At 73.9% G+C, this 16,416-nt stretch carries 12 protein-coding genes; 5 read left to right on the top strand and 7 right to left on the bottom strand.

Annotation, left to right across the window (positions count from 1 at the left end; translation table 11 throughout):
- Positions 1 to 80 precede the first annotated feature (80 nt).
- Together OHA89_RS32740 and OHA89_RS32735 are read right to left on the bottom strand one after the other, a co-directional pair.
- The gene (locus tag OHA89_RS32740) at positions 81 to 1,181 is read right to left on the bottom strand and encodes an NADH:flavin oxidoreductase/NADH oxidase (protein ID WP_215145415.1); all 1,101 of its coding nucleotides are present in this window, start codon (positions 1,179 to 1,181) and stop codon (positions 81 to 83) included.
- 80 nt (positions 1,182 to 1,261) lie between these two features.
- A complete protein-coding gene (locus OHA89_RS32735) occupies positions 1,262 to 2,602 on the bottom strand; it encodes a wax ester/triacylglycerol synthase family O-acyltransferase (protein WP_406367755.1) in 1,341 nt (446 codons plus the stop codon).
- Positions 2,603 to 2,815: 213 nt separating this feature from the next.
- Here OHA89_RS32735 and OHA89_RS32730 point away from each other — a divergent pair, with 213 nt between their 5' ends.
- The 3 genes from OHA89_RS32730 to OHA89_RS32720 all read left to right on the top strand — a co-directional run bounded on the left by OHA89_RS32730 (position 2,816) and on the right by OHA89_RS32720 (position 5,616).
- Positions 2,816 to 3,907 carry an exo-alpha-sialidase gene (locus tag OHA89_RS32730; RefSeq protein WP_215145411.1) on the top strand — a complete coding sequence of 364 codons (1,092 nt, stop codon included), beginning with the start codon at positions 2,816 to 2,818 and terminating at the stop codon, positions 3,905 to 3,907.
- Positions 3,908 to 3,918: 11 nt separating this feature from the next.
- Positions 3,919 to 4,605: a uracil-DNA glycosylase gene (locus OHA89_RS32725; RefSeq protein ID WP_257557831.1), complete on the top strand. Its 687-nt coding sequence runs from the start codon at positions 3,919 to 3,921 to the stop codon at positions 4,603 to 4,605.
- A 96-nt stretch (positions 4,606 to 4,701) separates the two neighbouring features.
- Positions 4,702 to 5,616, top strand: a complete 915-nt coding sequence (locus OHA89_RS32720; RefSeq protein WP_215145407.1) for a sirohydrochlorin chelatase — start codon at positions 4,702 to 4,704, stop codon at positions 5,614 to 5,616.
- Between the two features lie 72 nt (positions 5,617 to 5,688).
- Here OHA89_RS32720 and OHA89_RS32715 read toward each other — a convergent pair whose 3' ends face one another.
- The 3 genes from OHA89_RS32715 to OHA89_RS32705 all read right to left on the bottom strand — a co-directional run bounded on the left by OHA89_RS32715 (position 5,689) and on the right by OHA89_RS32705 (position 8,782).
- The gene (locus OHA89_RS32715) at positions 5,689 to 6,759 is read right to left on the bottom strand and encodes a lactonase family protein (RefSeq protein WP_406367754.1); all 1,071 of its coding nucleotides are present in this window, start codon (positions 6,757 to 6,759) and stop codon (positions 5,689 to 5,691) included.
- A gap of 55 nt (positions 6,760 to 6,814) precedes the next feature.
- Positions 6,815 to 7,951, bottom strand: a complete 1,137-nt coding sequence (locus tag OHA89_RS32710) for a nitric oxide synthase oxygenase (protein WP_266611369.1) — start codon at positions 7,949 to 7,951, stop codon at positions 6,815 to 6,817.
- Positions 7,952 to 8,188: 237 nt separating this feature from the next.
- On the bottom strand, positions 8,189 to 8,782 hold the full coding sequence (locus tag OHA89_RS32705; RefSeq protein ID WP_266611367.1) for a GNAT family N-acetyltransferase: 594 nt from the start codon (positions 8,780 to 8,782) through the stop codon (positions 8,189 to 8,191).
- A 142-nt stretch (positions 8,783 to 8,924) separates the two neighbouring features.
- Between OHA89_RS32705 and OHA89_RS32700 the strand changes: the two genes are divergently transcribed.
- Positions 8,925 to 11,222, top strand: a complete 2,298-nt coding sequence (locus OHA89_RS32700; RefSeq protein WP_406367753.1) for a HelD family protein — start codon at positions 8,925 to 8,927, stop codon at positions 11,220 to 11,222.
- Here the strand turns inward: OHA89_RS32700 and OHA89_RS32695 are convergent.
- Positions 11,212 to 12,708 carry an FUSC family protein gene (locus OHA89_RS32695; RefSeq protein ID WP_266612550.1) on the bottom strand — a complete coding sequence of 499 codons (1,497 nt, stop codon included), beginning with the start codon at positions 12,706 to 12,708 and terminating at the stop codon, positions 11,212 to 11,214. The two genes, OHA89_RS32700 and OHA89_RS32695, sit on opposite strands and share 11 nt — an antisense overlap.
- A gap of 282 nt (positions 12,709 to 12,990) precedes the next feature.
- Positions 12,991 to 14,988 carry a WD40 repeat domain-containing serine/threonine protein kinase gene (locus OHA89_RS32690; protein WP_406367752.1) on the bottom strand — a complete coding sequence of 666 codons (1,998 nt, stop codon included), beginning with the start codon at positions 14,986 to 14,988 and terminating at the stop codon, positions 12,991 to 12,993.
- Between the two features lie 124 nt (positions 14,989 to 15,112).
- Between OHA89_RS32690 and OHA89_RS32685 the strand changes: the two genes are divergently transcribed.
- Entirely contained in the window at positions 15,113 to 16,312 is a 1,200-nt protein-coding gene (locus OHA89_RS32685) for a PP2C family protein-serine/threonine phosphatase (RefSeq protein ID WP_266611361.1), read from the top strand.
- The last annotated feature ends 104 nt before the right edge of the window (positions 16,313 to 16,416 follow it).

Genomic DNA, 16,416 nt, shown 5'->3' with positions numbered 1-16,416 from the left:
CCTGCTCCGCTCGCTCGGCTTGGTCGGGCCTCCATCGTACGAGAGTCATCGTATGAGCACGGCCGGGTGCGCCTCCCGCGTCACCAGGACCGGTGGTACTGGGCGGGCGTACGGATCTCCGCGCCCAGTTCGACGGCCGCCCGGCGGGCCCAGTACGGGTCGCGCAGCAGCTCCCGGCCCAGCAGGACCGCGTCGGCCTCGCCGTTGGCCAGGATCTTCTCGGCCTGCTCCGGTTCGGTGATCAGACCGACGGCGGCCGCGGGGAGGCTGGTCTCGGCCTTGACCCGGGCCGCGAAGGGCACCTGGTAGCCGGGGCCGACCGGGATCGTCACCCCGGGGGCGAGGCCGCCGGTGGAGACGTCGAGGAGGTCCACCCCGTGCTCCTGGAGCAGTGCGGCCAGCCGGACCGTCTCGTCGGCGGTCCAGCCGTCCGCCTCCAGCCAGTCGGTGGCGGAGATCCGGAAGAACAGCGGGAGCTCCTCGGGCCACACCGCACGTACGGCGTCGACGACTTCGAGGGCGAAGCGGGTGCGGTTGCCGAAGGAGCCGCCGTACGCGTCGGTCCGCTTGTTGCTGTGCGGGGAGAGGAACTCACCGATCAGGTAGCCGTGGGCGCCGTGGACCTCCACGACCTCGTAGCCCGCCGCGAGAGCGCGCTCGGCCGCGGCCGCGAACTGCCCGGTGATCTCCCGGATCTCATCGACCGTCAGCTCGTGCGGGACCGCGTGGCCGTCGGCGAAGGGCACGGCGCTGGGCGCGACCGGCTGCCAGCCGTGCGCCTCGGGGCCGACGGGGGCGCCGCCCTTCCAGGTCCGGTCGGTGGAGGCCTTGCGTCCGGCGTGGGCGATCTGGATGCCGGGGACGGTGCCCTGCGCCTTGAGGAAGGAGGTGATCCGGCGCAGCGCCTCGACCTGGGTGTCGTTCCAGATGCCGAGGTCGTAGGGGGAGATCCGGCCCTCCGGGGAGACGGCGGTGGCCTCCTGGATGATCAGGCCGGTGCCGCCGACGGCGCGGGCGGCGTAGTGGGCGAAGTGCCAGTCGTGCGCCACGCCCGCGTTCGGGCCGAAGGCCTCGGCGCTGTACTGGCACATCGCGGCCATCCACACGCGGTTCGGGATCGTGACCGAGCGCAGGGTGTAGGGCGCGAACAGGGCAGCGAAGGCAGCGGGGGCAGCACTCATCAGGGCTCTCCAGACGTCACCGGGCGCACCGGGGATCGGCGGCTAAGTACGAGACTCACCGTACTACGAAATCTCTCGTACTACGAGACCTCTCGTACAAGCGCGTCGAGCTCGGCGCGCAGCGCCTCCGCCAGGGCGGGCAGGTCCGGGACGGCCGCGGCGTCGGCGACGAGGCCGTAGTGAACCGTCCCCTTGTACGTGGAGACCGCCACGGCCAGGGACTGGCCGTGGGCCAGCGGGGCGAGCGGGTAGACCTCGCGGACCCGGCTGCCGCCGAGGGAGAAGGTCAGGCCCGGCAGCGGGACGCTGGTGACCAGGATGTCGAAGAGCAGCCGGGCGGCCTGGGCCACGAGCGGGCCGCCGAGCCGGTGGCCGAGCGGGTGGACGTGGTCGGCCAGCAGGGCGACGGCCCCCGCGCCGCGGGCGGGTCCGGCGTCCTTGTTGCGGTCCATCGCCGCCCGGACGCGGTCCAGGCGCAGCAGCGGGTCGCGCTCGGCCAGCGGAAGCCGCAGCAGGTATCCGGAGAGCCGGTTGCCCCCGCCGCCGGGCCGGCCCCGGCGGGACACGGGAATCAGGGCACGCGGGCCCGGTCCGCTGGGCGCGGGGTCGCCCCGGCCCTCCAGCCAGCGCCGCAGCGCGCCGGCCACCACGGAGATCAGCACGTCGTTGACGGTGCCCCCGGCGGCCTTGCGGACGAGGTTGACCTCGTCCAGGTCGAGCGCGACGCCCGCGACCGTACGCGATCCCGTGCCGGAGGCTTCCGCGGTGAGAGCCGCCGGGACCCCGAGGGGCAGTCCTGCGCGGGCCACGGCGGCGCCGATCTCGAGGGCCTGGCCGACCTCCTGGACCCGGGCCGCGAGGACTCCGGGCAGACGCCGCAGGGCGGAGCCGGCCCGCTGCTCGGAGCCGGGGGCCGGCTCGGGGACGGGCCGCGCGGGCGGCCGCAGGTCCGAACCCTCGTCGAACAGCGCCGCGGCCAGGGCGAGCGCGCCCAGGCCGTCGGCGAGGGCGTGGTGGAACTTGAACAGCACGGCGAAGGAGTCCGGGTCGGGCCCCGCCAGGACGTGCGCCTCCCAGGGCGGCAGGTCCCGGTCCAGGGGCCGCGCCATCAGCGGGCCCGCCGCGGTGTGCGCGAGGGGCTCGTCCGTGCGGAGGAGGAACACGTGCCGCGCCGGGTCGAAGTGGGGGTCGGGCGACCAGGCGGCCGCGCCGACCGGCAGCAGCACGTCCCGGATCCGGCGGCGCAGGCCCGGCACGGTGGCGCAGCGGGCGGTGAGCAGTTCGGCGGCGCGCTCGGCGGCGCGCGCCCCGCGGCGGCCCGCGGCCGTGAAGACGGCGAGGGCGCCGAGGTGCATGGGGTGGGCGGCGGATTCGATCCGCCAGAAGGCGAGGTCGAGCGGGGACAAGTGCTCGGTGGCCACGTAGGTCCTCTCGCGTGCGGCTGCGGTGGCCTGAAGTCAACCCATTCCGAACACTTACAGGCAAGCAGCAATCATTTCTCGATCGTAAATAATCGGTATCAATCGGCAGCTCGGGGCCCCGCGCCGCCCGCCGAGCCGCTGTCAGTGGGCGGGTGCAGACTGGCCGGAAAGCTGTGAATGCCAGATGGACGACGAGGTCCGGAGGTGCCGGCCATGGCCGACGTACTGCTGCTCGTGGGTACCCGCAAGGGGCTCTTCATCGGCCGCCGCCGGGGCGGGGCGCCGTGGGAGTTCGACGGGCCCCATTTCAACGCCCAGGCCGTGTACGCGGTCGCCGTCGACCGGCGGGGTCCGGCGCCCCGGCTGCTGGTCGGCGGGGACAGCTCGCACTGGGGGCCGTCCGTCTTCAGCTCCGACGACCTCGGGGCGACGTGGCGGGAGCCCGCCGAGGCCGCGGTGAAGTTCCCCAAGGACACCGGCGCCTCGCTGGAGCGGGTCTGGCAGCTCCAGCCCGCCGGGCCCGAGGCCCCGGACGTGGTCTACGCGGGCACCGAGCCGGCCGCGCTGTTCCGCTCGGCGGACCGCGGCGAGTCCTTCGAGCTGGTCCGCCCGCTGTGGGAGCACCCGAGCCGGAGCAGCTGGCAGCCGGGCGGCGGCGGCGAGGGACTGCACACGGTGATCACCGATCCGCGCGACCCGGACGCGGTGACGGTGGCGGTCTCCACCGCCGGGGTGTTCCGGACGAAGGACGGCGGGGCCAGCTGGGAGCCGTCCAACGACGGGGTGTCGGCGGTCTTCCTGCCCGATCCCCACCCCGAGTTCGGCCAGTGCGTCCACAAGATCGCCCAGGACGCCGGGGACACGGACCGGCTGTACCTGCAGAACCACTGGGGGGTCTACCGCAGCGACGACGCGGGGACGCGGTGGACCGACATCGGCGGCGGACTGCCCTCCGACTTCGGCTTCGCGGTGGCCGCCCATCCGCACCGGCCGGACACCGCCTACGTCTTCCCGCTCAACGCCGACTCCGACCGGGTCCCGGCCGGACACCGGTGCAGGGTCTTCCGCACCCGGGACGCGGGCGCCAGCTGGGAGCCGCTCTCGAAGGGCCTGCCGGCCGGGGACCACTACGGCACGGTGCTGCGCGACGCGCTGTGCACGGACGACGCCGACCCGGCGGGGATCTACTTCGGCAACCGCAACGGCGAGCTGTACGCCAGCCACGACGACGGCGAGACCTGGCAGCTGCTGGCCGAGCACCTGCCCGACGTGCTGTGCGTGCGGGCGGCGACGATGGGCCAGTAGAGTGATCGACCGTGGCAGCACGACCGTTGAACGAGATCGTCGAGCCGGGCTGGGCCCGGGCTCTGGAGCCGGTTGCGGGGCAGATCGCCGCGATGGGCGACTTCCTGCGCGCCGAGATCGCGGCGGGCAGAACCTACGTCCCCGCCGGGGCCAATGTCCTGCGGGCCTTCCAGCAGCCCTTCGACGAGGTGAAGGTCCTGATCGTGGGACAGGACCCGTACCCCACCCCGGGGCACGCGGTGGGCCTGTCCTTCTCGGTGGCGCCCGAGGTGCGGCCGGTGCCGCCCAGCCTCGACAACATCTTCCTGGAACTGCACCGGGACCTCGGTACCGGCCGGCCCGCCAACGGCGACCTCACGTCGTGGACCCGGCAGGGCGTGCTGCTGCTCAACCGCTCGCTGACCACCGCGCCCCGCAGGTCCAACGCCCACCAGGGCAAGGGCTGGGAGGCCGTCACCGACCAGGCCATCCGGGCGCTCGCGGCGCGCGGCAAGCCGCTGGTGTCCATCCTCTGGGGCCGGGCGGCCCGCAACCTGCGGCCGCTGCTCGGCGAACTGCCGGTGGTGGAATCCTCCCACCCCTCCCCCAAGTCCGCCGACTACGGGTTCTTCGGGTCCAGGCCGTTCAGCAGGACGAACCAGCTGCTGGTGGACCAAGGTTCACAGCCTGTGGACTGGCGCTTGCCGTCCGTCAGTTGAACCTGCCTGCCATTCACCGGATAAATACGGACAGATGCCACCGGAGAAGGCCCTGCCCGAACACCTGGTTCCGATAAGCCAGTAGCATGCGGCGCCATGAGCTCCCCCACTGGGCCCGCAAATGGCCTGCCCGTACGAATGCCGCGACCCCGCCAGACCGGACGGCACCGCCGGCCCGAGCCCGCGGTGGCGCCCGAGGGCGCGCCCGCGCTGGTGCTCGCCGTGCCCGGTGCCCCTTCGGCCGCCTCGCGCGGGCTGGCGGAAGAGATCATCAGCATCGGCCGTTCCGAGCTGCCGGGCCTCGATGCCCGCATCGGCTTCCTCGAGGGTGACGACGCCTCCGAGTTCCCGTCCCTGTCCGGCGTGCTGACCGCCGTCGCGAGCGAGCGTGCCGCGCGTGCGGAGTTCGCCCGCGCGGCCGGCCACGAGGTGCCCGCGCCGACCGGCCCGGACGCCGTGGTCGTCCCGCTGCTGGCCGGTCCGGACGGCGATCTGCTCCGCCGGGTCCGCCAGGCGCTGATGGACTCCTCGGCCGCGGCCGAGCTGGCCGACGTACTCGGCCCGCACCCGCTGCTCGCCGAGGGCCTGCACGTGCGCCTGTCCGAGGCGGGCCTGGCCCGCGCCGACCGCGCCCGGCTGTTCACCGTGACCACCGCCGCCGACGGCATCGTCCTGGCCACCACCGGCGGCGAGGAGGCCGTACAGGCCGCCGGGATCACCGGGATGCTGCTCGCCGCCCGGCTCGCCGTGCCGGTCAAGGCGGCCGCGCTCGACGAGGAGGGCTCGGTGGCCGCCGTCGCCGAGCAGCTGCGCCGCGAGGGCTCCACGCAGCTCGCGCTCGCCCCGTACCTGATCGGCCCGGAGGCCGCCGACGGGCTGCTGGACACCGCCTGCAAGGAAGCCGACTGCGCCGCCTCCGAGGTGCTCGGCGCCTACGGGGCGCTCGGCAAGCTCGCCGTCGCCCAGTACTCCGCGGCTCTCGGGATCACCCAGGGCGCCTCTGCGCACTGAGCCCGCCCCGCTCCGCTCCGCAAAGAACGCGAGTGCCCCCGCCGGACGGCGGGGGCACTCGCGTTCGGCGTGTCAGCCGAAGACCACGCAGGTGGCGGCGGGCACGGCCACCGAACCGGCCCGGCGCGGGTGCCCGGTCAGGGGGTCGACGTCGAACCACGTGACGTCGCCCGAGTGCTCGTTGGCCGCGTACAGGCGATGCCCCGCGGGGTCGGCGGCGAGATCGCGCGGCCAGCTGCCGCCGCAGCCCACGACGCCGGTGAGCTCCGGCTTCTCGGCGCCTCCGGTGAGGGAGAAGGTGGCGATGGTGTCGGTGCCGCGGATCGCGGTCCAGACGAAGCGCCCGTCGGGCGAGGCGACGATCGCCGAGGGGTAGGCCCGTACGGCCCCTGAGGGGCCCGCGGAGGCGACCGGAACCTCGGCGACCGGTTCCAGTTGCCCGGAGGCCGCGTTCCAGCGGCAGACGGTCAGCTGCGGCTCCAGCTCGTGCAGCACGTAGGCCACCGCGCCGTCCGGGTGGAAGGCGAGGTGGCGCGGTCCGGTTCCGGCCCGCAGGAAGGTCTCGGTGTGCAGCCGCAGCTCCCCGGTGGCCGGGTCGAGGGCGCAGACCCGTACCGAGTCGGTGCCGAGGTCCACGCTGAGCACCCAGCGGCCGCTCGGGTCGGACAGCACCTGGTGGGCGTGCGGCCGCTCCTGCCGGTCGGTGTCGATGCCGGATCCCTCGTGCGCGAGGACGGCGGCGGGGCCGCCCGGGCTGCCGTCCGCGGCGAGCGGAAGGCTGCTGACGCCCCCCGAGGTGTAGTTGGCGGTGAGCAGCCGGCCCCCGGCCAGGCTGAGATGGGTGGGTCCGGAGCCCCCGACGGAAACGGGTGCGCCGAGCGGGGCGAGGCCTTCGGCGGTGGGGGTGAAGGCGGCCACCGCCCCCTGCCCGGTCTCGCTCACCGCGTAGAGCACTCCCGTGTCCCGGGCGAGGACGAGGTACGAGAGGTCCGCGACGGCGGCGCCGGTGGCCGTGAGCAGGGTCAGGGCTCCGGTGGCCGGATCCACGGCCGCGGTGGTGACACCGCGGCCGCCCCCCGAGGTGAACGAGCCGATGTAGGCCCGGTGTCCGCCGCCTTGGTCCGTGCTGTGCGCGCCGTCCACGGGATGCCCCTCTCCGCCGTTCCGGATCCGTCCGGAGCCGACGGTAACAGAAGGTCTATACCAAATCCCGTCCCTGGGCCCGTTCCTGGGCGCCGTGGTGGTGGACGTACGAGGTGCTGCTCGGCCGGTCCTCGTACGTGCGGTGGAAGACCGGGGTCGCCGAGCCGGAGATCGGCGGCACGATCCAGGACCAGTCCGCGCCCACGTCCCGGCCCTTGCGCTCCTCCCGTTCCATGTGCGACAGGAAGTGCCGGGACTCGGTGTGGTGGTCGGCGATGGTGACCCCGGCGCGGTCGAAGGAGTGCAGGACCGCCCGGTTGAGCTCGACGAGCGCGCGGTCCTTCCACAGCGAGCGGTCGCTGGAGGTGTCCAGGCCGAGGCGGCGGGCCACGGCGGGCAGCAGGTTGTACCGGTCGGTGTCGGCGAGGTTGCGGGCGCCTATCTCGGTGCCCATGTACCAGCCGTTGAACGGGGCGGCCGGATAGTGGATGCCGCCGATCTCCAGGCACATGTTGGAGATGGCGGGCACGGCGTGCCAGCGCAGCCCCCAGTCCGCCCAGCCCTCGTCGTCGGGGTGCCCGATCGGGACCTCCAGGACGGCGTCCTCGGGGGTGTCGAACCAGCGGGGTTTGTCGTCGACGCCCTGGACCACGAGCGGCAGGAGGTCGAACGGGGTGCCGGCGCCGCCGGGCCAGCCGAGCCGGAGCAGGGCCTCGGTCAGCGGGGCGTTGCGGGCGTCGCCGACGGTGACGGAGTGGTGGTCCCCGTAGCCGGCGTACCGGACGAGCTGTTCGCTCCAGATCAGCGGGCCAGGGCGGTCCGGGGCGTCCGGGGCGAAGATGGTGATCGTGGGCCGGACCCGGCCGCCGTTGGTCGCCTCGCGCAGGTGCCCGAAGCATTCGGCGGCGATGCCGTCGGCGTCGGTCAGTTCCCGGCGGTCACGGACCCGCAGGGAGTTCCAGTAGAGCCTGCCTATACAGCGGTTGCTGTTGCGCCAGGCCACCCGGGCCCCGTGGACCAGCTCCTCCGGGGTGTGCCGGTAGGTGCCGGTCGCCGCGAGCTCGGCCCGTACGGCGGCGAGCCGGTCACGCGGATCACCGGCATCGCGGTCCTCTCTGTGGAAGAGTCGGATGAACTCCTCGGCCGCTTCCCACACCTGAGCGGTGGTGGAGCGCTGTTGAAGTATTTCCATCCCGGGCGGTTACCCCCTGTCCGACCAGATCCACCCTGTACATGCCGGATGAATGTGCAATGAACAATCACCCGTTGTACATGCCGCAGGTCAGCGCCGTGGTCAAGCGCAAGCCCGGAACACTCCTCCGAGTGATCTTCACGGATGGGCCTGCGGTCAGGGCCCGACGGAGCGTACGATCCGCCGCAGCTCGGGAGTTGACCCCGGATCGGTGGTCGCCCGGCGCGCCGGCGGGGGTCAGCGGCAGGGCCGGCTCATGAAGAGCGCCTGCTCCCCCGTGGCGGGCGTGCCGCCGTACAGAGTGGTGTCGAGACCACAGAGGGTGAAGCCCATGCGCCGATAGGCGTGCACGGCAGGGGCGTTGACGGAGCTCACCTCCAGCCAGAGGTGTTCCGCGCCCCGTTCACGGGCGAAGTCCGCCGCGCACTCCATCAGCGCGCGGCCGATGCCGCGGCCCCGGTGGCCGGGCGAGACCTCGATGTCCTCGACGGTCAGCCGCCGGTTCCACGCGGCGTAGCCCACGGCGGCGAAGCCGCACACCCGGCCGCCGTCGAGGGCCACGTAGGTCCGCGCGTCCCCGCCGGTACCCGCGCCGCCGCCGGTTCCCTGCTCGTCGTGCTCCTCGGGCGGGAACTCCTTGTACAGGGGCGGGTCCGCGGGGACCTCGCGGAGCTGGAAGCCGAAGCCGGCGCCGAAGCCGGTGTCGGAGGCGGCCACCTCGAAGACGGTGTCGGTGGTGAAAGAACCGTCGAGGGCCTCGATGGCGCCCGCGTCCTCGGGTCGGGCGAGGCGGTAGACGATGCCGTCGGCGGAGCCGTGTGCGGTGGTCATGGGATCCACGGTACGCAAAAAATCCCCCGGCGGAATTGGCTGCCGAGGGAGGGAAGAGCGTATATTCAATGGTTCATGACTTCGCCGGAAAACGAAGACATGAGGAAGCTTTCGAGGACACTGTATCGCGGCAGGAGTGCAATTGTCAACCGAGGAATTCCGGAAAGAGCAGCAATTCGTCACCGACCTCTATGTGCGCCTCGACCACCTGCGTGACCAGGCCGAACACGCTGTCGAGGGGGCATTGCGCGAGGTCGGGAACGGTGCTCAGGCACGTCTGGAGCGCGATGTCCTGGTCGCCGAGCAGTCCGGCCTGCTTTCCGCGCTGAATGCCGGAGAGAACGGCCTGTGTTTCGGCCGTCTGGAGTTCTCCGACGGCCGTGACCACCACATCGGCAGGCTCGGAATCCGCGCGGATGACGCGGAGCGCACGCCGCTGGTCCTGGACTGGCGCGCGGAGGTGGCCCGCCCGTTCTACCTCGCCACCGGCCACACCCCGATGGGCCTGCGCCGCCGCCGGCACATCAGCAGCCGCGGGCGGGCCGTCACCGCCCTGCACGACGAGATCCTGGACCTGACCGACGCGGAGCGCACCGGCTACGAGGGCGCCGACGCGGACGCCGTGCTGCTCGCCGCGCTGGACGCCGCCCGGACCGGCCGGATGCACGACATCGTGCGCACCATCCAGGCCGAGCAGGACCGGGTCATCCGCTCCACGCACCGCGGGGTGCTGGTCGTCGAGGGCGGTCCCGGCACCGGGAAGACGGCGGTCGCCCTGCACCGTGCCGCGTACCTGCTGTACGCGCACCGCGAACTGCTCGCCAAGCGCGGGGTGCTGATCGTCGGGCCGGGCCCGGCCTTCCTCGGCTACATCGGCGGGGTGCTGCCGGCGCTCGGCGAGACGGGCGTCCTGCTCGCGACGCCGGGCGAGCTCTTCCCCGGTGTCCACGCGACGGGCACCGACCGGCCCGGCGCGGCCGCGGTGAAGGGCCGGGCCTCGATGGCCGAGGTCCTGGCGCGGGTCGTCGAAGACCGGCAGTGCCTGCCCGAGACGGTGCCGACGGGCACCGGCGAGGAGTACGACACGGTCCCCGAGCCCGCGCTGGAGATCGACCACGACGACTACGGGACGCTGCTGCTGGACCGCACGATGGCGTACGAGGCTCGGGACCGGGCCCGGGCCACCGGGCTGCCGCACAACCAGGCGCGGCCCTCCTTCGCCTTCCGGATCATCGACGCGCTCACGGCGCAGCTCGCCGACCGGCTGGGGGCCGATCCGTACGGCGGCCCCAACCTGCTCGGCTCGGACGACGTCGCCCAGCTCGGGAAGGAGATCGCGATGAGTCCGGCCGTGCATGCGGCGATCGACTCGCTGTGGCCCTCCCTCACCCCCGAGCGGCTCGTCGCCGACTTCCTGGCGGAGCCCACGCACCTGCCGGCGCACGAGGCCGGGCTGATCCGGCGCGAGCCGTCGGCGCGGCCGGACTGGACCCCGGCCGACGTGCCGCTGCTGGACGAGGCGGCGGAACTGCTCGGGGAGGACGACAGCGCGCGGCGCGCCGCCGAGGAGCGCGAGCGGCAGCGGCGCATCGCGTACGCGCAGGGCGTGCTGGACCTGTCGGAGGGTTCCCGGTCCTACGAGTTCGAGGACGAGGAGAACGAGTACCTCGCGGCGCACGACATCATCGACGCCGAGCGGATGGCCGAGCGCCATGAGGAGGCCGACCACCGCAGCGCGGCCGAGCGGGCCGCCGCCGACCGCACCTGGGCCTTCGGGCACGTCATCGTGGACGAGGCGCAGGAGCTGTCGGAGATGGCGTGGCGGCTGCTGATGCGGCGCTGCCCGACCCGGTCCATGACGCTGGTCGGCGATCCGGCCCAGACCGCCGAGGAGGCGGGCTGCGGATCGTGGGAGCGGATCCTGCGCCCGTACGTGGGCGGGCGCTGGGAGCTGGTCCGGCTGGGGGTCAACTACCGTACGCCCGCCGAGATCATGGAGGTGGCGGCGTCCGTACTGCGGGCCCGCGACCCCGGTTTCGCCCCGCCGAGCTCGGTGCGGGCCACCGGGGTGCGCCCGTGGGCGCGGGCGACGGGTGACCTGGCGGGGGCCGTCGCCCACGCGGTGCGGCGGGAGCTGCCGGCCGAGGGGCGGCTCGCGGTGATCGCGCCGCGGGAGCTGCATGCTTCGCTGGCCGGGGAGCTGCCGGGGGTACGGGCCGGGGCGGAACCGGATCTGACCCGGGAGGTCGTCCTCCTCGACCCGCGCCAGGCCAAGGGGCTGGAGTTCGACACGGTGATCGTGGTGGAGCCGGCCGACCTCCAGCCGAGCGACCTGTACGTGGCGCTGACCCGGGCCACGCAGGCCCTGGGGATGGTGCACACCGCCGGCCGGCTGCCGGCGGGGCTGGAGGCGGCCGGGGAGGGGCTGCTCAGGCGCTGATGACCAGGGGTGCCCGCGGATCGGTCCGCAGCGGGACGGCGAGCGCGACGAGGGCGTGCTCGAGGCCGTGCAGGTGGGCGAGGGCCGGTTCCGCGGGCGCGACGGGCCGGGGCTTCGGCGGGGCGGTGAGCTCCGGGGTGCTGTCCCGGGCGGTCAGCGCCTGCACGGCGGCCTCCACGCGCCAGCAGGCGGCGGCCAGCCGGGCGTCGTGCGAGGCCTGCGGGTCGGCGGCGACGGCGACCAGCCCGCGGACCTCCCGGGCGCAGTCGTCGAGCAGCGCCAGGACCTGCCGGGCCCGGGCCTTGCGGGCGCGCAGCGGGCTCAGCGGGTGGACGAGGGGCGCGAGGGCCATCCGTACGCGGCCCAGCAGCAGTTCCAGCTCGGCGGCGTGGGGGGCGGGGTCGGCGGCAGGGTCCCCCGCGAGCCGGTCCAGAGCGGCCGCGGTGGAGGCGCGGACGCACTGCAGGGCGCGCTGGATCCAGGCGTCGTTGGCGCCGTGGGTGGTCACCGGGAGGATGATCACGACGGCGAGTGCCGCGCCGAGCGCGCCGATCGCGGTCTCCTGGAAGCGCAGGAGCAGCAGTCCGGGGTGCAGCACGCCGAGTAGCCCGTAGAGCAGCCCGGCCATGACGGTGACGAAGAACATCATCCAGGAGTACGAGGGGGCCGCGGTGTAGAAGATCCCGAAGACGCACACGGCGACGAGCGCGGCGGTCGGAGCGGGCGCGCCGTGCAGCGGTACGGCGATCAGCAGCCCGGCGGCGATGCCCAGGACGGTGCCGAGGACCCGGCGGAAGCCCCGTACGAGGGTCTCGCCGCGGGAGGCCGTGTTGACGAAGATCCACCAGGCGGTGCCCACGGCCCAGTACCAGCGGTCCTCGGAGAGCGCCTGGCCGATGGCGAGGGCGAAGGCGCAGGCGGCGGTGGCCTGGAAGGCCTGACGGGTGGTGGGCCGGGCGAGGCCGGCGCCCGGCAGCCCGGGCGGGGCGGCGGCGGGCGGGGTGCGCCGCTCGATGGGCCACAGCGCGAAGCGCACGGCACCGGCGGCGAGGAGGGCCAGCCCGACGGCGGCGTACAGCTCGGGCAGCTGTCCGGGGACGGCGTGCAGGAACTGGGTGACGAAGAACATCATGAAGCCGAAGATGCCGAGGGCGTGGCCGCGCGGGCCCCAGCGGCGGGCGTAGACCCCGGCGAACACGACGGCGAGGAAGGCGGCGTCCCGGGCCAGGGGTACCCCGTGCAGGGTGGTGGCCAGCGCGAGGACGGGGAACCCGGCCAGGGGCAGCAGGGCGGTGGTGGCGCGCTGGGCGCGCACGCTCGAGTCGACCACGGTGAACAGGGCGAGCAGGGCGGCCAGTCCCCCGGTGATGGAGGCGGTCAGGGAGAGACCGCACAGCTCCGCGAGGGCCACGGCGGCGCCGACGCCGATCACCGCGCGGGCCGAGTTCCGCAGTCTCATACGCCCCGGATCCGGAGCCACGAACATCCTCTTCACGGCGGTGCGCCGCCCCCCTTGCAGTGGTGCGCGCCGGCCCGCAGCCGCCCGGGGGTGGTGGGCGGTGCACGGGCACGGCGAAGGCGCCGCGCTCCGGATCCGGCCTCGTTGCCGTCCGGCGCTGCGCGGCGCCGTAAGTACATGGATACGCCACAGATAACCACCTGGGAGCCCACTGGCTCAACACGGCCTCGGAGGACTGGGCCATTGGCACAGTGGCAGGCGGCGATCTTCGGCCACGGGAGAGCCAACGGACCGGTGCGGCGGGGATGGTCAGGTCAGAGCCCACAGCCGTACGGTCTTGTCCCGGCTGCCGGTGGCGAGCAGGGCTCCGTCGGGGCTGAACGCCAGGGAGATCACCTGGTCCCCGTGGCCGGTGATGGTGGCGGCCTTGCGCTGGGTGGCGGTGTCCCAGAGGCGGACGGTCTTGTCGTCGCTCGCGGTGGCGAGCGTTCTGCCGTCGGGGCTGAAGGCCACCATGTTGACGAAGTCGGTGTGGACGGTGGCGAGCGTGCCGGTCAGGGTCCCGGAGGCCACGTCCCAGAGCGAGGCGGTGCGGTAGGGCTCGCAGACGGCCAGGGTCTTCCCGTCGGGGCTGAAGGAGATCGACTGCGTGGTGTCGGCGTTCTCGGCGATGTCGGTGCTCTTCATGGATCTCATGTCCCACCGGCGTGCGGCGGGACCCTGCCCCGCGGAGGCGGCAAGGGTCTTCCCGTCGGGGCTGAAGGACACCGCGTACACGGCCTCGCCGGGGACGGCGAGGCTGCTGATCCTGGTCCGGGCCGCCACGTTCCACAGGAGGACCGTGTTGTCCTGACCGCCGCTGGCGAGGGTCTTCCCCGTGGGGTCGAAGGCCACCGCCCGGGCTCGGGCGGTGTGGCCGCCGAGGGTGGCCACCGCCTTTCGGGACGCGGTGTCCCACAGGCGCACCGTCTTGTCGGCGCTCGCGGTGGCGATGGTCTTCCCGTCGGGGTGGAACGCCACGGAGAAGACCATGTCGGTGTGGCCGGTCAGCGTGCCCAGGTGTGCGTGTGCCGGCACGTCCCAGAGGCGCACGGTGCTGTCGTCGCTCGCGCTGGCGAGCGTCTTGCCGTCGGGGCTGAACGCCAGCGAGTTGATCATGTACGTATGGCCGCGGAGGGTGGCGATACCGGGCCGGTCGGAGGTGTCGGAAGAACCGGCCTTCCACGCCCACACGGCACCGGTGGCGCCGGCGACGGCGGCGGCGCCCGCGAAGAGGACGGTACGGCGGCCGGGCGTGCGGGGTGGACGGTCGGCGGGCGGGGCCGGGGCCGGCCGCGGCGCTGCGGCAGGCGACGGCCGGGCGGGCGGCGCCTCGTGCCGGGTCGGCGGGTGGACCGCGTTCGCCCGCGGGGCGGGCGCCGTGACGGTGGAGAGGTGGTGCACCTGAAGCGGCCCGGCGGGGCGCTGGTCCGGCTGTGTGCGCGGGTGCGGGACCGCGGCCAGCCGCTCGGCGAGCGCGGCGGCGGTGGGCCGCTTCCCCGGGTCCTTGGCGAGCAGCTCCTCCAGGACCGGGGCGAGCCGGCCCGCGTGCCGGGCCGGTGGCAGCGGCTTCGTCATGATGGCGTGGAACAACGACATCAGGCTGGGAGCGGCGAAGGGGGCGGCGCCCTCGACGGCGGCGTACAGCGTGGCGCCCAGCGACCACATGTCGCCCGGAGCGCCCGCGTCCCCGCCTTCGAGCTGCTCGGGCGGCATGTACTGGGGGGTGCCGACGATGATCCCCGTGCGCGTCAGTCTCGTCGCGCCGGAACCGTCCAGGACCCGGGCGATGCCGAAGTCGGTGATGATCGTACGGCGGCCCTGGAGAAGGACGTTGTCGGGCTTCAGGTCCCGGTGCACGACCCCGGCGGCATGGGCCTGCGCGAGTGCGTCGGCCATCTCCGCGCCGATGGCCGCGACCCGTTCCCACGGCAGCCTGCCGTCCTGTTCGACCAGAGCGCCGAGGGACCGGCCGGCGACGAACTCCATGACGATCCAGGGCGCACCCGTGTGCTCGACCACGTCGTGGACGGTGATGATGCCCGGGTGGTTGAGCTGGGCGGCCACCTGGGCCTCGCGCAGGGTACGCCGGAGCAGCTCCTCGCGCTCGCCGGGCGCGATGCCCTCGGGCAGCAGGACCTCCTTGACCGCGACCTGCCGGTCCAGCGTGGTGTCGTGGCCCCGCCACACCCGCCCCATACCGCCCTGGCCGACCAGCTCGATCAGCCTGTAACGCCCGCCCACCAGGCGTGCCCCTGCCCCCGTCATGGCGGTCACTGTAGGCCTCCGGAGCCCGAGCCGCGCCGGTCCCGGGGATTCGTCACCAAAACGTGGAACGGTGATGGAATGCCTTCCTCGACGGGCGGCACGGCCGGGAGGGGGTGACGCTGGCATGGTGTCGGAGCGCGACGGCTTGGAGGCGCGGCTGCGCGCCATGGAAGAGGCTCTGGAGCGGATCGGGACGTCCGGCAACGAGCGGGGGACCTGCCGGGAGCTCACCGGATTCCTGTTCCGGACGCTGTGTGACGCCGCCGCCGTGGATCTGACCGGCCGGGGCACGGTGAGCGACCGGGTGGCGGAGGCCGGCGCGACGGATCTGCTGCGAGACCCCTCCCCCGACGCCACGAGTGCGGTCCGGGCCCTGGACCACGGGCATCCCGTGCGGACGTGGAGCGGGCGGGCCGGGGACCGGCCCCTGTACCTCGTCTCGGTACCGCTGATCGGGCCGGGCGGGGGCGAGGCGTACGGCAGGCTTCTCGTCGTCCGGTCCGGCGAGGACTTCAGCGACCACGAGACGGCCACGCTGCACTTCGCGGCGCGGCTCGCGAGCGTCCACATCGGGCATGCGCGGCGGCTGGCGGCCACCGAGAAGACGGCACTCGATCTCCAGCGGGCCCTCGTCTCCGAACCGGGGCGGCCGCACCCGAACCTGGACATCGCCAGCCGCTATCTTCCGGTCGGTCTGCGCGCCCTGGTCGGCGGCGACTGGTTCGAGACCGTCCGGCTGCACTTCGGCCGCACCCTGCTGGTGGTCGGAGACGTCATGGGGCACGGCCTGGACGCCGCCGTCGACATGAACGCCTACCGCTCCGTCCTGCGCGAGGTCGCCTCTACCGAACTCGCCCCGCACCGCGTGCTGCGCCGGCTGGACACCCTGTCCGCGTCGGACGAGGGCCGCCGGCCCGCGACCTGCCTGCTGGTACGGATCGACCCCGCCCGCGGCATGGCGGTCTACGCGAGCGCGGGGCACCTGCCGCCCGCCGTCTTCAGCGGCGACGGCACGGGCGAGCTGCTCGAGGTGCCGGTGGGCCCGCCGCTGGGAACGGGCATCGGCGGCTACGAGGCCCTCGCCCGGCCGATCACCGCCGACCAGACCCTGCTGCTCTACACGGACGGCCTGGTGGAACGGCGGGGCGAGGACATCGACACCTCACTGGACAGGCTCGCGGGTCTGCGCATGACACCCGGGGCACGCGTCGAGGACATCGTGACCGCGGTCTGCGACGGGCTCGACGCGCAGCACGCCGAGGACGACGTCGCCGTCCTGGCCGCACGCCTGCGCCCCCGGCCATCCCCGCACGCCGGTACGTGAGTTCCCGGCGGCGTCCCGGCCGTCCGATGGAAATCAGCCGAATCGCAGGGGCGTCGCGCCGCGTCGGGCCGGGCTCGCGCACGGGGTGGCGGGCAAGCGTCGCA

Origin of the sequence: Streptomyces sp. NBC_01546, assembly GCF_045208355.1 — a bacterium.
In the GTDB taxonomy this organism is placed as follows: domain Bacteria; phylum Actinomycetota; class Actinomycetes; order Streptomycetales; family Streptomycetaceae; genus Streptomyces.
Note: the sequence above shows the minus strand (reverse complement) of the source record. Positions and strands in the feature narration are given on the sequence as shown.